11 protein-coding genes and 2 pseudogenes are annotated in these 15,435 nt (G+C 70.0%); 9 read left to right on the forward strand and 4 right to left on the reverse strand.

Going from position 1 to position 15,435, the window contains the following annotated elements:
• The 5 genes and pseudogenes from ACK5M9_RS06195 to ACK5M9_RS06215 all read left to right on the forward strand — a co-directional run.
• A pseudogene (locus ACK5M9_RS06195) lies at positions 1–1,875 on the forward strand (PE family protein); the annotation flags it as partial.
• 36 nt (positions 1,876–1,911) lie between these two features.
• A complete protein-coding gene (locus ACK5M9_RS06200) occupies positions 1,912–3,003 on the forward strand; it encodes a PE domain-containing protein (protein ID WP_416892334.1) in 1,092 nt (363 codons plus the stop codon).
• 6 nt (positions 3,004–3,009) lie between these two features.
• On the forward strand, positions 3,010–3,237 hold the full coding sequence (locus tag ACK5M9_RS06205) for a PE domain-containing protein (protein WP_416892335.1): 228 nt from the start codon (positions 3,010–3,012) through the stop codon (positions 3,235–3,237).
• Positions 3,238–3,339: 102 nt separating this feature from the next.
• Positions 3,340–3,539, forward strand: a pseudogene (locus ACK5M9_RS06210) (IS1634 family transposase); the annotation flags it as partial.
• Positions 3,540–3,911: 372 nt separating this feature from the next.
• Positions 3,912–7,502 (forward strand): PE family protein, encoded by a 3,591-nt coding sequence (locus ACK5M9_RS06215; protein WP_416892306.1) that lies wholly within the window; start codon positions 3,912–3,914, stop codon positions 7,500–7,502.
• A 6-nt stretch (positions 7,503–7,508) separates the two neighbouring features.
• Here ACK5M9_RS06215 and ACK5M9_RS06220 read toward each other — a convergent pair whose 3' ends face one another.
• The 4 genes from ACK5M9_RS06220 to ACK5M9_RS06235 form a co-directional block, all read right to left on the reverse strand.
• The gene (locus ACK5M9_RS06220) at positions 7,509–8,624 is read right to left on the reverse strand and encodes a hypothetical protein (RefSeq protein WP_416892307.1); all 1,116 of its coding nucleotides are present in this window, start codon (positions 8,622–8,624) and stop codon (positions 7,509–7,511) included.
• Complete coding sequence (locus tag ACK5M9_RS06225; RefSeq protein WP_416892308.1) at positions 8,624–9,751, reverse strand: phosphotransferase family protein; 1,128 nt, start codon at positions 9,749–9,751, stop codon at positions 8,624–8,626. Before ACK5M9_RS06225 ends, ACK5M9_RS06220 begins: the two co-directional genes overlap by 1 nt.
• Positions 9,752–9,872: 121 nt before the next feature.
• Entirely contained in the window at positions 9,873–11,099 is a 1,227-nt protein-coding gene (locus ACK5M9_RS06230) for a DUF222 domain-containing protein (RefSeq protein WP_416892309.1), read from the reverse strand.
• Positions 11,100–11,229: 130 nt separating this feature from the next.
• A complete protein-coding gene (locus ACK5M9_RS06235; protein ID WP_416892310.1) occupies positions 11,230–11,673 on the reverse strand; it encodes a DUF1761 domain-containing protein in 444 nt (147 codons plus the stop codon).
• Between the two features lie 62 nt (positions 11,674–11,735).
• On the opposite strand from ACK5M9_RS06235, the gene ACK5M9_RS06240 reads away from it, so the two are divergent.
• The 4 genes from ACK5M9_RS06240 to ACK5M9_RS06255 are packed head-to-tail and all read left to right on the forward strand — an operon-like array spanning position 11,736 to position 15,434.
• Complete coding sequence (locus tag ACK5M9_RS06240; RefSeq protein WP_416892311.1) at positions 11,736–12,731, forward strand: DUF4129 domain-containing protein; 996 nt, start codon at positions 11,736–11,738, stop codon at positions 12,729–12,731.
• Positions 12,728–13,207 (forward strand): hypothetical protein, encoded by a 480-nt coding sequence (locus ACK5M9_RS06245; protein WP_416892312.1) that lies wholly within the window; start codon positions 12,728–12,730, stop codon positions 13,205–13,207. The genes ACK5M9_RS06240 and ACK5M9_RS06245 overlap by 4 nt, the downstream gene beginning before the upstream one ends.
• Entirely contained in the window at positions 13,204–14,178 is a 975-nt protein-coding gene (locus ACK5M9_RS06250; RefSeq protein ID WP_416892313.1) for an AAA family ATPase, read from the forward strand. The genes ACK5M9_RS06245 and ACK5M9_RS06250 overlap by 4 nt, the downstream gene beginning before the upstream one ends.
• Complete coding sequence (locus tag ACK5M9_RS06255; RefSeq protein WP_416892314.1) at positions 14,175–15,434, forward strand: DUF58 domain-containing protein; 1,260 nt, start codon at positions 14,175–14,177, stop codon at positions 15,432–15,434. The genes ACK5M9_RS06250 and ACK5M9_RS06255 overlap by 4 nt, the downstream gene beginning before the upstream one ends.
• Position 15,435 lies beyond the last annotated feature (1 nt).

Below are 15,435 nucleotides of genomic sequence, written 5' to 3' on the forward strand. Positions count from 1 at the left end.
GAGGGCGGTACTGGTACCGCGGGGGCCGGCGGGGCGGCCGGGCGCAGCGGCTGGTTCGCGGCGCAGGCCGCCGCGGGCGCCGACGGTGTTGGTGGCACCGGAGTTGTGGGCAACGGCGGCACCGGGGGTGCCTGCGCCGACGGTTTCGACGCCACCGGGAGAGATACCGGCGGCAACGGCGGTAACGGCGGTAACGGCGGTGAAGGCGGTCCGGGCTGCGCTGACACCGCCGGCGCGGGCGGCTCCGGTGGTCGGGGCGGTGCCGCGGGTGACGGTGGGCCCAGCGCCGGCATTGGTGGCGTCGGCGGTACCGGCGGCACCGGGGTCAACGTAGGTACTGGTGGGGACAACATCAACGGCGCACGCGGCGGTGACGGCGGCACCGGTGGCAACGCCGGTGACGGCAACACGAAGTCAACTCTGATTGCCGGCAATGGCGGTGACGGCGGCAACGGTGGCGACAGTGGTAAAAATGCTACCGGCGGCACCGGCGGCAACGGCGGCACCGGCGGCAATGCGGGCGCGGCTGGGGGTAGCGGAAACGCACAGGGCGGTGTGGGCGGCACCGGCGGTACCGGCGGCGGTTCGGGTACCGGAGGCACCGGCTCCGGCACCGGTGGTGTGGGCGGTACCGGCGGCACCGGGGGCGCCGACGGCGGCGGAGGCCGCAGCTACGGCGGCACCGGCGGTGCCGGTGGTGAAGGCGGTGACGCTACCGGTGTCGGTGGCACCGGCGGTAATGGCGGAACAGGCGGCGCCGGTCCCATGGCGACCAATTTGGGGACTGGCGCGAATCCCACGCTGCGCCTGGGCGGTGGCGACGGCGGTGCGGGCGGTAAGGGCGGTGACGGCGACATCAGGGGCGGTGACGGTGGTGCCGGTGGAGCAGGCGCCGGCACGGTGGATGGAGATGCGAATACGCAGGCAACCTCTGGTGGCGACGGCGGTGGGGGCGGTGACGGCGGCACCGCGAAAGGTGCCGGCGGCAGGGGTGGTGTCGGCGGCAACGGCGGTGCGGGCGCGGCCGCAGCTGTGGGCGGCGTGGATACTACCGGCGCGTATGGCAGCAGCACCAATGTTGGCGGTTACGGCGGTGCTGGGGGCGACGGCGGCAACGCCACCGGTGTCAACGGTGTAGGTGGTAATGGCGGCAACGGCGCCCCTGGAGCCACGAGCAACGCCCCGGGGGTTCCCAATGCCTTACGCGTCCATCCCGGCGACGGTGGCGCCGGCGGCAAAGGCGGTGACGCTACCAACACCGGCGGCACCGGCGGCGACGGCGGCAACGGCGGCGACGGCGGTAATAGTTCTGCGGCGGGCGGCCAAACCAATCAAGGGGGCACCTCCGGCAGAGGCGGTGCCGGCGGTGAGGGTGGTACCACCGGCGGCAAAGGCGGCGACGGCGGCGATGGTGGCAAAGGCAACGATGCGCACGCTGGAGGTACGGCTCAGGGGGGTAACGCCGAGCGGGGCGGTGCCGGCGGTAAGGGCGGTACCACCGGCGGCGACGGCGGTAAGGGCGGCGACGGCGGCGACGCCGGCGACGCCAGCGGCAGTGGAAGTAAAAGTACTGGCGGCCGCGGCGGCGGGGGCGGCTTCGGCGGGCAGGGTGGTACCGAGGGTGGCGACGGCGGTAAGGGCGGCGAAGGCGGCGACTCGGGCAGCGCCGATACTACCCACGGCGGCGGTGGGGGCGGCGGCGGTGGTGGCGGCGGTACCAGTGGTAACGGTGGTAACGGTGGTAACGGTTTACCCAACGGCACCGGCGGCACAGCTGGCGCTGCCGGCGGCGGCGGCGGCGGCGCTGGTAATGCGGGCAGCGCCAACACAGGGACTACCGGCGGTGCGGGCGGTGCGGGCGGTGCCGGTGTCTAGCCTTGGCCGCGGGTAACCCGAGCAACGGGGCGTGACCTGGTGTCTTTCGTTGTCGCACTGCCGGAGTTGATGTCGGCGGCGGCTGTCGACGTGGCGTCGGTCGGCACCGTGGTCGCGACAGCGAGCCAGGGTGCGGCTGCGGCCACCACGGCGGTCGCGGCTGCCGCCGCAGATGAGGTGTCGGCGGCCGTCGCGGCGGTGTTCTCCGCCCACGGGCAGGGCTATGAAGCCCTCAGTGCGCAGGTGGCGGCCGTGCATGAGGGGTTCGTGCGGGCGTTGGCCGGTGCGGCCGAGTCGTATTCCTCCGCGGAGGCGGCCGGCGCGGCCGCCCTGGGCGCCGCCGACGCCGGCGCTGTCTCAGAGTTCTTCGACGGTTACCATCCGCCGCTGGGGTGGCTGACCGGTAATTCCCCGCCGCCGCTGCTGAATTGGGTGCTGGGACAAACCGTCGAATACGGCATCTCCAACGAAATGCATGTCGTGCGGATCACCCCGGCCAGCCCGACCGGTGAGAACGTGGTCGCCATCCACGGCGGCGCGTTCCTCTTTCCGCCGCTACCCTTCCATTGGATCAACTACTCGGTCACGGCGTACCAGACGGGGGCGACGTTCGAGGTGCCCATCTACCCGCTGGTGTGGGAAGGCGGCACGGCCGGCACCGTGGTACCCGCGATGGCCGGGCTCATCTCCTCCGAGATCGCCGAGCACGGAGCCGCCAACGTCAGTGTGACCGGGGACTCCGCGGGCGGCAACCTCGCGCTGGCGGCCACCCAATACCTGGTGAGCCACGGACAGACGGTGCCGCAGGCCATGGTGCTGCTCTCGCCGTGGCTGGACGTCGGTTCGGGGCCGATCGGCGACGCCTGGGCCAGCGGATTGAGCCTCAACGATCCGCTGGTCAGTCCGCTGTTCGGGTCGCTGGCCGGGTTGCCGCCGACCTACGTTTACTCCGGTTCCTGGGATCGGCTTGCCCAGCAGGCCGCCGTCCTCGAACAGGCGGCCAGGGTGCAAGGCGCACCGATGAGCTTCGTACTGGCCAATCACCAGATCCACGACTGGGTGCTGATCACCCTGGATGGCCTGCGGTACTGGCCGCAGATCGATGCCCAACTCGGAATCATCGCCTGATTCGGCATACCCGGGGCTCGGGGAGCCCCGCCGGTGCCGACGGCCATCGCGACGGTGATCTCCGCTCGCGGACAGGGCTATCAGGCACGCAGTGCGCAGGTAGCGATGGTGCAGGAACGAGTGCTGGGAGCGGCACCTGTGCGGCACGCGCTGTCGCCCAGCGCGGCTCTGATGATCTGTTGGTCCTTTTCTGTGGGTCCGCGACCGCTGCCAACCGGTCGGGCCTCGTCCTGACTTCGGACACGGTCTCCGAGATTCTGCTTCGTTAGGTCTTTGACCTGTGGGTTTGCGTGATCGGGTGGCTTGCTTGGGGTACTAGGCGGGTAGATTCGCCCGGTGGCGTACGTGGTGAAGGTGCGCACGACCTCGGGCGCGGCGGCGATGCGGGGCGCGCGCAATGATCAGGGCACGGTGGTGATCCTGGCGGATCTTGGCTGGCGCATACCGATGCTGAGCTGGGCGTGCTGCTCGACCAGGCCCGAGGGATCGTTGCCGGTGGGCATGCCGCATTGACCGAACCCGCTTGCTCGCGAGCGTAACGCCAGGGCGAAATCCGGAGCGCAAAATCGCAACCACGTTACGCTCGCGAACGACTCGCACTCGCGCCTGGGTCTTGAGCAAAATGTCCGAACTCAGGCCTGATGATCTGTTTGTCCTTTTCTGTGGGTCCGCGACCGCTGCCCACCGGCCGGGCCTCGTCTGATTCGCCGGAATCGGAGGTCGTTGCGTCGGTGGCCGGTGAGGCAATGTTCACTGTCCAGACTGGTCGTGCATTTGGTTTCCGTGGGTTAAACTCTGTTGTCGGTTTAGGAAAATATCTCGGTCACGTATCCACGGTCACGTTGTGCCGGGTGTGAATTCACCCCCGATAGCACAACGGTCGGTATCTGTGAAGGAAAAATCAGCTCATGTCATTTGTTGTTGTCTCGTCTGATGTGTTGTCGGCTGCTGCAGTGCAGGTGGCGGGTATCGGCGCGGCTCTGGATGAGGTGAATGCTGCTGCTGCGTCGGTGACGACATCGTTGGCGGCTGCGGGTGCCGATGAGGTGTCGGCGGCGGTGGCTGCGGTGTTCGGCGAGTTCGGGGTGGCCTATCAGGGTGTGGCGGCGCAGGTGGCCGGGTTTCAGCAGGCGTTCGCGTCGTCGCTGGCCGGTGCGGGGTCGTTGTATTCCGGTGCGGAGGCGTTGTCGGCGGAGACCATGGCCGAGCAGGTTTTCGCCCCGATTAATGAGCCGTTTGTGACGTATACGGGGCGGCCGTTGGTCGGTGATGGGGCGGATGGGACTGCGGGCAGCGTGAATGGTGGGGCTGGGGGTTGGTTGTATGGCAATGGGGGTGCGGGGTATTCCCAGACTGCTGCGGGTGCCCCGGGTGGTGTGGGTGGTGCGGCGAGTTTGTGGGGTACCGGTGGCGCCGGTGGCGCCGGGGGCGCCGGGGGCGCCGGCGGTGCCGGCGGTAATGCGGGTTGGTTGTACGGGGAGGGCGGTGCCGGGGGTGCGGGCGGGTTGGGGAATGTGGGTGGGGCTGGTGGGCATGGCTGGTTGTTCGGCCGGGGTGGGGCCGGTGGCACCGGCGGTGTGGGTGGTGCCGGGGGGGCCGGCGGTGACGCCGGGTTCCTGTATGGGTTGGGTGGTGCCGGGGGTGCGGGCACGTTCGGTGGCAATGGGGGTAGTGCCGGGCTGGTGGGAGTCGGTGGGGCCGGGGGTGCCGGGGCGATCTACGGCAATGGTGGTGACGGCGGTGTCGGTGGTGACGGCGGGTTCTTCTATGGCGATGGCGGGGACGGGGGCAGTGCGGGTACCGGTGGGGCCGGGGGTGCCGGTGGTGATGCGTGGCTGGTGGGGGCGGGGGGTGCCGGTGGTCATGGTGGAGCGGACCCCGATGGTCTCGGGGGCACCGCCGGCGGTTCCGGCGGCAATGGTGGGCATGGCGGCTTCCTCTACGGACACGGTGGCGACGGCGGCAACGGCGGTGTCGGCGGCGGACACGGCGCTGATGGTGCTGCCGGTCCGGCCGGGGTGGAAGGCATCGATGACGGTCGGGGCGGTGATGGTGCAGATGGCGGTGCCGCTGGTTCGGGCACCGGTGGCCGTGGCGGTGACGGCGGGGCCGGGGGGTTGTTGTTCAGCCAGGGTGGTGACGGCGGCGCCGGTGGTGGTGGCGGCGGCAACGGTGGAGCCGGCGGCGCCGGCGGGACCGGATGGACCAACACTTCGGGTTCGGGTGCCGGCGAAGGCGGTACCGACGGTGAGGGTGGCAGAGGTGGCGACGGTGGTCGTGGTGGTGAGGCTGGTACGGGGACTGGCGGGGCCGGAGGGGCAGCTGGGCGTAGCGGCTGGTTCGCGCAGGCGGCATCTGCGGGCGCCGATGGTGTAGCCACGTCTGGCATCGGCGGTGCTGGGGGGCGGGGCGGAGAAGGCGGCGCAGGATATGCCGCCACGACGGCAAGCGATATCGGTGGTATCGGCGGTCGCGGCGGCGATGGTGGTGACGTCGGTGGCGGTACCCGCGGCGGAGCTGCCGGCGATGGTGGTGACGGCGGAGCCGCCGGGGCCAGCGGCGCTGCGGCTGCATCTGGTGCTACCGGTGGTGCCGGTGGCGACGGCGGAAATGCGGGGCCGGGCGGGACTGGTGTAGACGGGGGCAGAGGAGGCAACGGGGGACGAGGTGCTGACAGCGGTACCGGTGCCAGCGCCAGCAATGTAAATCGTGGCGGTACCGGCGGCGTAGGTGGTGCCGGTGGCCAAGCCGGCGTCGGTGGCATGGCGGGCGTCGGCGGCGATGGCGGCGCGGGCGGGGATAGCGGTACGGCTGCGGACTTCACCGGCAAGACCTACGGTGGCACCGGGGGTCGGGGGGGTTCGGGCGCTGATGTCGGTGCTGGTCTAACCGGCGGAACTGGCGGCAACGGCGGGCACGGCGGTGATGCCGGCTCCGGCGGTGTCTACAACCGAGGCGGCACCGGCGGTCAAGGTGGTACCGGTGGTGAGGCAGGCGACAGCGGTACCGGCGGCCGGGGTGGGGCCGGCGGTGATGCGGGCGATGGTGGTGATGCAGCCCCTGGTGGCACCGAGGGTGTGTACGCGCATGGCGGCGAGGGCGGTCGCGGTGGCACCGGTGGTGCAGCCGGTGACGGCGGTACCGGTGGTGCCGGCGGCCATGGCGGCCAGGGTGGTGACGCCGGCGAGCTTGGTGTCACCACCGCTTCGAATAGTCATCTGGGCGGCGGTGCCGGTGGTCGCGGTGGCACCGGTGGTGCGGCTGGCGACGGCGGCACCGGTGGCCAGGGTGGTGTTGGCGGTGAGGGTGGCTTCTCCCCGGACGGCAACGACACGATTCGCTACGTTCACGGTGGCGACGGTGGTCGTGGCGGTACCGGAGGTGCGGCAGGTAATGCCGGCACCGGGGGCGCCGGGGGTGCGGGTGGACAGGGCTCGGATGCAGCCAACGGCGGTAGCAGCCCGCCAGGAACAGAGTCCTACTGGGGCAATCTCGGCGGCTACGGTGGCAGCGGTGGTACCGGTGGTACGGCCGGTGTAAATGGTACTGGCGGCGCCGGCGGCGAGGGTGGCGGTGCTGGGGCCAATGGCACCGACGTCGCTGGTGTTTCTCAGACGCATGGAGGCGATGGAGGCCGTGGCGGTACCGGTGGTGGGGCCGGCGCCGGTGGTACCGGGGGTGAGGGTGGTGACGGTGGTGCCGCGGCGATCACCAACGATGGCGGAATCGTCAACCGCGGCGGCTCTGGTGGTGTCGGTGGTACCGGTGGTTCTGCCGGGACTGGCGGTCAGGGTGGTGCAGGCGGCGATGGTGGTACGGCAACCAGTAGCGGTGTTGCCGATGACGGTGGAACCTCAACGGGCGGCCAAGGTGGTAAGGGTGGCACCGGTGGTGCAGCTTCCGGCGCCACGGGTCGAGGCGGGAACGGTGGCGACGGCGGCGGCGGCGGAGGCGGCGTCGAAGGAACCGGAGGGCGTGGTGGTGACGGTGGCCCTGGTGGCGCTGGTGGTGCTGGTACCGGCGGAAACGGCGGAAATGCCGGCGGCGGCGGCGGCGGAGGAGCCGTCCCCGGCGATTCCGCCGCTAGTGCCGGCGGTGCCGGCGGCCCCGTCAACTCGGGTTCCGGTTCCGGCGGAAACGGCGGTGAGGCCACTGGCGACGGTGGTGCCGGCGGTGTGGGCGGTGCCGGTGGTACCGGCACCGCGGGCCGAGGTGATGGTGGTAGCGGCGGTGGCGGCGGCGGTGGTGGCCTTGCCCGCACCGGTGGTGTCGGCGGTGGCGGCGGTGGCGGCTCCACCGGTGGTGGTGGCGGCGGCGGCGGTGGCGGCGGCGGCACTGAAACAGGCGGCTCGGGTGGTCAGGACGGCAATCCCGGTACCGGAGGGGATGGCGGCAGTGCCGGAACCGGCGGCGCCGGTGCAGGCGCGGGCGGGGCCGGCGCGGGTAGTTCCGGCACCGTTGGCGGCGACGGCGGCACTGGTGGCGCTCCTGCGATGTAGGGGGTTTTACGGCGCAACAGTGAGCCAGTCGGCGAAACCCGACGGGTCGTGCCGCCCGAGTGCGCCGTGCTCGTAGAGGCCCCACCCCTCGACCGGATCGCCGTCGCCGTCGCGGCACACCGCACGCCCGACATGGTCGATGACGCCGAAGCCGGACCGCGCGATCACCGCTGGGTCGGTCATGTCGTAGGTCAGTCGCTCGGCGAAGTTCTTGCCCTTCCAGGTGCCGTGCAGCCAGTCGGTGTCTCCGCCGTATCCGCCGCCGACGTGGATCGGGACGGGCAATCTGGATTCCACGTCGAAGTGGACTGCGGTGCCGTCGGGGGCGGTCGCGTCGATGGTGGCGCCGGTGGGGATGCGGGTGCCGGAGCGGTAGTGGATCTTGACCCGGGGCCAGCCCAGTTGCTCCACCCGGCCGTCGCGCCAGATGCGGGTGCAGTCGTTGAGCGAACGGAATCCGTCGGGCTCCTCCTGGATGATCAGCACGACGGCGAAGTCCTCGAACGCCATCGGCACATACAGCCACCACATGCCTTCGAACGGCGGGTCGGCGGGCCGGCCGGCCGGTTCGGGTTCGCCGACCGGACGGATGCCCCAGGACCGGTCCCGGCTGCCGATCCAGGTCTTCGGATCGACCGGGATCCGTTCGCCATCGACGACGAGATGGCCGCTCCAGGTGCCCAATTGGGCGAACCGCTGTGCGTTGAGGGTCACCCGGGTGCCCGACCGCAGGATGTGCGGCTGCTCCTGGACGACGTCGAACAGGCCCGCCCAGGTGAGATCGGCTGCGATGCCCTCGGTTTCGTCGAGCTGGATGCGCAATTTGCGCAGCGGTTCGATGACGTCGACGCGGTAGCCGTTGACGTGCTGGTTCAGCCGGTCCTGGTCGATGGCGTCGCAAAGATGCACTGCTGTTTGTGAATCCCCGCGCCGGATCAACATGAATGCATCCTTGACGCCGAGGTTCGGAAAGTAGCCGATGCCGGTGATCACGAAGATGTCGCCGGTGCGGTCGTGGGCGTTGAAGTACGAGCGGTCGTAGAAGTTCCGGTCGGAAGAGCCCGGCCAGGCTATCGGCTGGGGGACCTGGTGGACCGGGTATTCGTCGAGTGGTCCGAGCATCAGTGGTCCTCTCCGATAAGGCGTTTCATCAGCGCGGCGTGATAGAACAGCGATTCCACCTCGTGGGGTTTCTCGGCCTCGCCGAAGTGGATGCGCCGGGCGCCGGTGCGCATGAACACGCAGGCCCACATGACGCCGGCGTACACGTAGAACCAGTGCAGGTCACCGAGCTGCGCGCCGGTGAGCCGCCGATACGTGTCGCGGACGTCCTCCTCGCGCATCACCTCCGGCAGGCCGGGCAGCCCGGCCAGGCCGGCGAGTTCCTCGAAGACCCGGTGGGCGAATATCATCCACGCGACGTCCAGTTCGCGTGGCCCGAGGGTCACCATTTCCCAGTCCAGGACGGCCGCCGGTTCGAAGTCCCGGTAGAGCACATTGCCCACCCGGGCGTCACCCCACAGCAGCACGGGCTTGCGCGCGTCGGCATCGTCCGGCCAGTGCTCGCGCAGCCATCGAAAGCTCTTCTCCACCAGGGGAGAACGGCCGATATCCGCGACGGCGAAGTCGTACCAGGCACTCACCCAGCCGAAGTGCCTGCGCAACGCGGTGTCCCCGCGCAGGTCGTCGGTCAGGAAGCCGAATTCGCCGGCGGCATCGGGGATGGAGTGCAGGGCGGCCAGCACCCCCACCGAGGCATCCTGAAGTTGGCGTTGCCGGGCAGCCGGGGCGTCGGCGAACCAGTTGCCGCCGAAGGTGTAGGGCATGACGTCGGGAGGAACCAGGCCTTCGACGTAGTCCATCAGGAAGAACGGCGCGCCGAGAACCTCTCCGGTGTTCTCGATCCAGCGGACGCGCGGGACCGGCACGTCGGTGAGCTCGGCTACCCGGCGGATCACCGCGAATTGGTGGTCGAGCCGATAGCTGGGAAAAACCGGTACGTCCCGGGCGGTGGGGGCCACCCGGACGACCAGCTTCTGCTCGTGGCCGTCCCAGCGGGCGGTGACGATGATGGTTTCCGAGGACATCCCCGTCGCGTCGACGCCGCTTTCCACGGTGATTTCCGGGGTGGTTTCCGAAGTGGTGTCCAACACCGTGGACAGCCATTCCGACAGCAGTCGGGGCACGGCGGTGGTGTCGCGGCTGGAACGCTGAAGGCGGCCTACATCCTCGACCGCGGGTTCATCCATGGGAACTTCTTTATGAAAGCAGACCCGTCATCCCTTGGCAAGGGTCCCGCCGCCGGACGTGGACGACTCCCGGGTGGACGAGGCCACCGCCATCATCGTTGACGGGATAGCCCGCTGACCGTCACGCCGCATGGTGGTCGCCGTCCGGGTAGGCGGGCGGCGCGGTAGATCGGTAACTTCGCCCGGTCGGTGTGGTGAATTCGGCGGTATGCCTGCCGCTTTCGGCTGTTGTTTCCACCCGCCAGCCGGCTGACTCTTTGACATAGTTGCAGCGTTCGCACAATCCGAGCCCGTTCTGGGCCGTCGTGCGCCCACCGCGATGCCATGGCACGGCGTGATCGCGGTGCCGGATCGGGGCGTCGCAATAGGGAGTGCGGCATGTTCGATCCCGCAGCTCGATGAACTTGGCCAGGCCGCGGGGAAACTGCCGGGACCGCGACTCCATCGCAACCAGGGCACCGGACTTGGGGCTGGCATACAGCCTGCGCATCGTCGCCCGGGAGTCCTTGTCGGCGATGGCGCTGCCGATCAGGTTGCGGGCCACCTCCGCGGGGATCGGCCCGTAGCCGTCGACCACCGCCGGGTCGGCGCCATCGCCGAGCAGCGCCCGATCGGAGATCACCAGGTTGATCGCCACCGGCGCCGAGCTGCCGGCCGGCGCACCGGTGACGCGCTCGACCAGGGTGTCGGCCATCACCTGTCCACGTGACCGGCCGTCGAACGTCGTGTCGGCGGCACGCCGCAGCGCCGCATACACACCCACGCCCTGCGCGACCGGCAGCAGCGCACTGACCCAGGTCATGGTGTCCGGTGCGGGCCGGATGGTCACCGTGCGGTCCTTTTCGGCTTTCGCGGCACGACCCACGACGGCATGCGGGTCGAGCCGGTAGGCGATCGCCTTGGCCGCAGCGGCCAATCGGGCGTCACCCATCCCATTCAGATTTGCCATGTCCGCACACAACTCGCGGTGGTCGACCACGTCAAGGCACGCCGACTCGCGCACGATCAGTGTGGCGCGCCATTCGGAGAGCATTCCGCACTCCAGTGCGGCCAGCGTGTGCGGCATCTCGCGGGTCAACGCTTGAGCGAATCCCAGGTGCCGGCTACCGCGTGCCGGGGAATCCCGCCGGGCCAGGGCTATCTCGCCGGCCAGGCCGCGACCCTGCTTGGCCGCCGGCACACCCCGCTCGGCTTCCGTTGCCCGCCGGGATGCCTCGAGCGCCGCCGCCGCGCGCGCCTGGCCGGCCGCCGCGGCGGACTTCACCCGCTCCAGCTCGGCGATCCGCCCGATCAGTTCCGCTTCGGCGGCACCCTCGCCCACCAGGCAGAACCGCGACAACTCGAACATATGTTCGATAGCACACGAGAAATCCGCTGCCCGCTTCGCTGCGGCCGGGGCCTGTTGGTAGCAGGCGACAGCCGGTACGAAACCGAGGGAAGTCCGACGCAGTCCTGCCGCGCGGTTGCCGCACTCTTGGCTAGAGGAGCCCGATCGTCAGGCTCATGGCGAGAAAAAGCGCGAGCTGATAGCCGGAATTGATGGCCGTCAGCTTCGACGGTTTGAGTTCGAACGTGTTGTGCACCAGCAGTGTGGTCGCCGAGAACCCCAGCCAGGCGGCGAATCCAACGACGAGGGCGAGCCACACCGCCTCGATGTCGGTCGCCGAGGAAGTGACGGCGATGGCGGCCGCCAGGCCGAGCGCGGTGGTGGCGTTGGCCAGGGTCATATTGATGACATTGCGGTTGCTGGCCGCCTTCGACTGCTCCGGGGTGATACCGGTGAGCTTCCACCAGGTCGCCAGGAACAACTTGCCGTACCAGATGCCGGCGACAATCCTGCCCGCGAGGACCGCGAGCACGACGCCGAGCCAATTGATCTGCATCCCCGCCTCAGCCCTTCCTGGTCGTCGGTCGATCAGCACCCCAAGCCTAGACCCGCTCCGTCGTCTGGACGTAGGTCTGCAACCGCGGTTAGCTTTTGGCCATGGGGCCCGACTGCGGCGCGGACGGCCGGCCGCCGCTGATGGTCGACCGGCCCACCGCGCATGCGATCGCCGTGGTCGCCCTGCTGATCGTGGCCGCCGCCGCGCTGCGCGGATACCTTCCGGCGCCGGCCGGGCCGGGCCCACGCGAGGCCGGCGGCGGCCCCGCCGGCCTGATGATCCTGACTGCCGCATTGGCGATCGCCACCGCCCTGCTGGCAATCTCGATCATCGCGCGCCTGCGGAACCCGGTCGCGAACGCGCCCGCGGCCGGCGACCTGCCGGGCCTGCTCGGCAGCGGTTCCGGCAGGCCGGGCTGGCGGGTCGTCGCCATCGTGGCCGCAATCCTGGCCGCCTGGCTCCTGGCCGCCTGGCTGTTGTCTCGCGCGTTCGGGCCGCCGGATTCCAGCCGCGATGTCCCGCAGCAGGATCCCGGTGTCGCAGCGGCCGTCTCCGACGCCGATGGGGTGCCGGGTCAAACCCCGCAGCCCGACCAAGGCCCCGACACCCTCGGGATTCTGCTCACAACAACGCCGCTGCTGGTGCTGCTGTTCATCGGCGGGGCCATCGTGGCGCGCCGGCGTCGCCCCGCGCCACCGGCAACCGCTGCCGGCGTCCGTCCCGAAACCCCGCCGCTGGGCGTGGTCGCCGAGACGCTGGCCCGTGCCGCCGAACTCGGGCTGGTAGAAATGTCGGACCCCGGTCGCGAGCCGCGTCAGGCCATCATCGCCTGCTACACGGCGATGGAACGCGAATTGTCCGATGTCCCCGGTGCCGCCCCGCAGGAGTTCGACACCCCGACCGAGGTGCTGGCCCGCGCCGTCGAACGCAATGCGATGCGGCCCGCCGGCGCCGGACACGCCGTCGCGCTGGTCGAGTTGTTCGAGGAAGCACGGTTCAGCCCGCATGTGATGCGAGAAGAACACCGCGAGAAGGCCGTACGGGCGTTGCGGCTGATTCTCGAGGACATTGGGCCGCATGCAGGAACACGGAGATGAAAAGCCTTCTGGTGCTGGGTATTACACTCATCGTGAGTATCGAATTGCTGGTGCTGATCTCCCAGGACCGTCGGTTCGTCCTCACCGCAGCCGGGGCCGGCCTGGCCCTGGTTCTGCTCAATGTTCGTCGGATACTGGGGAATTCGGATGCATCGGCCGAAGGGCCGGACACCGACGATGTCGGCGAGGGGTTGCGTCGCTGGCTGGCCGGCACCGAGACGACGATCCGCCGCGCGGAGTCCACCCGCGCGGAGTGGGACCGCCACCTGCGCCCGGTGCTGGCTCAGCGTTTCGTCATGTCGACCGGGCAACGGCCGGCCACGGACCCGGCGGCGTTTGCCGCGAGCGGCGAACTGCTCGTCGGCCCGCAACTGTGGGAGTGGGTCGATCCCAACAGGGTGGCTCGTGCCGGCACCGATGCCGGGCCCGGCCGCGACGCACTGGAGGAAATTCTGCGGAGGCTGGATACGCTATGACGACCCCGGCCGCGACCACCACCGCCCGAAGCGTAGCGGTGCTGGACGAAATCGAACGCGCCGTGGTGGGCAAGCGTTCCGCGTTGACGCTTGTTCTGACGGCTGTCCTCGCGGGTGGCCACGTGCTGATCGAAGACCTGCCCGGGCTCGGCAAGACGCTGATAGCGCGGTCGTTCGCGTCGGCGCTTGGCCTGGAATTCACCCGAGTGCAATTCACTCCCGACCTGTTGCCCGCGGATCTGCTCGGCGCAACCATCTACGACATGGCCGCCGGCCGCTTCGAATTCCGGCGCGGACCGATCTTCACCAACCTGCTGCTCGGCGACGAGATCAACCGCACCCCGCCCAAGACCCAGGCCGCCCTGCTGGAGGCCATGGCCGAGGGGCAGGTGAGCATCGACGGCCGAACCCACCGGCTGCCGGCCCCGTTCATCGTGCTGGCCACCGACAACCCCATCGAATACGAAGGCACCTACCCGCTGCCCGAGGCGCAACTGGATCGATTCGCCATCCGGATGGAACTGCGCTACCTCTCCGAACAGGACGAGACCGCGATGCTGCGGCGGCGCCTGGACCGCGGAGCCACCGAACCGACGGTCAATCAGGTGGTCGATGCGCGCGACCTGCTGGCCATGCGGGAATCGGTCGAGCAGGTGACCGTGCACGAGGATGTTCTGCACTATGTGGTGTCGCTGGCCACCGCGACGCGGCGCCATCCGCAGATCGCCGTCGGCGCCAGCCCGCGTGCCGAACTCGACCTGGTACAGCTCGCCCGGGCCCGGGCACTGCTGCAGGGTCGCGACTATGTCATCCCCGAGGACATCAAGGCACTGGCCATACCCGCTGTCGCACACCGGATCACCTTGCGACCGGAGATGTGGGTGCGCAAGGTCTCCGGCGCCGACATCGTCGCAGAACTGTTGCGACGGCTGCCCGCGCCCCGCGCCGAGGGTCGGCCCGAAATGCCGTGACCGAACCCCGAAACGTCGAATTCGGCTGGCGGGCATCCCCGTTGACGCTGGCGGCGGCAACCTGCACCGCAATTGCGTTGGCCGCAGCTGTCATAGCCGGGTGCCCGCAGCTGATCGCGTTCAGCGCGCCGCTACTGGGGGTCCTGTGCTCGCTGGGCTGGCAACCTCGGGTACCGGTTGTCCGGGTGTACGGGGAGCCGGACGCCCAACGATGTTTTGAAGGCGACCAAACGCAGGTGACCGTGTGGACGACCACCGATTCCGATGCGGCGTCGGTTGAGCTGACGGTGTCGGCGCCCGACGGGATGGAACTCGACGTGCAGGGTTTGGGGCAACGCAAGCAGGCGACCGCGGTTGCCCGGCGCTGGGGTCGGTACCCGGTCCGGGCCCGTATCGAGCTGCTTGCCCGCGGTGGCCTGGTGGCCGGAACCGGTGCGGTCGACGTCTGCGAAGTCATCGTGTTCCCGTTGACCCCGCCGCAGACGACCCCCACTCCGCCGGCCGAGTTGCGCGACCGGCTGGGGGTGCACCTGACCCACCACCGTGGCCCGGGTGTGGAATACGCCGATATCCGTCCCTACGTCCCCGGCGACCAGTTGCGCACGGTGAACTGGGCGGTCAGTGCCCGCCGCGGCCGTCTGCACGTGACGCAGCGGTTGACCGACCGGGCGGCCGACGTGGTGGTGCTGGCGGATGCCTACCGGCAGCCGGCCGGTCCGGCGACCGAGGCCACCGAACGCGTAGTGCGCGGCGCCGCCCAGGTGGTGCAGACTGCGCTGCGCTCCGGGGACCGCGCCGGGATCGTCGCACTCGGGGACAACCGTCCGCGCTGGTTCGGCGCGGACCTCGGCCAGCGCCAGTTCTATCGGGTGCTCGACACGCTGCTCGGTGCGGGTGACGGATTCGACAACACCACGGGCACGCTCGCGCCGCGGGCCGCTGTTCCGGTGGGTGCGATCGTGGTCGCGTTCTCGGTGCTGCTGGAGACCGAATTCGTGTTGGCGCTGATCGATTTGCGCAAGCGCGGCCACGTCGTCGTTGTGGTGAACGTCCTGACCGGTTCTCCGTTCGAGAGCGAGCAGGATCCGCTGGTGCTGCGGCTGTGGACCCTGCACCGTTCGGCGATGTATCGCGACCTGGCCGCGGTCGGCGTGGAGGTGCTGTCCTGGCCGGAGGATCGCGCGCTGGAGCAGTCGATGGGCGGCCTGTCCGAGCGGCGCCACCGGGCCCGCCGCCGAATGCCGGGAAGGCGCTGAG

Origin of the sequence: Mycobacterium sp. (genome assembly GCF_047975165.1) — a bacterium.
Lineage (GTDB): Bacteria > Actinomycetota > Actinomycetes > Mycobacteriales > Mycobacteriaceae > Mycobacterium.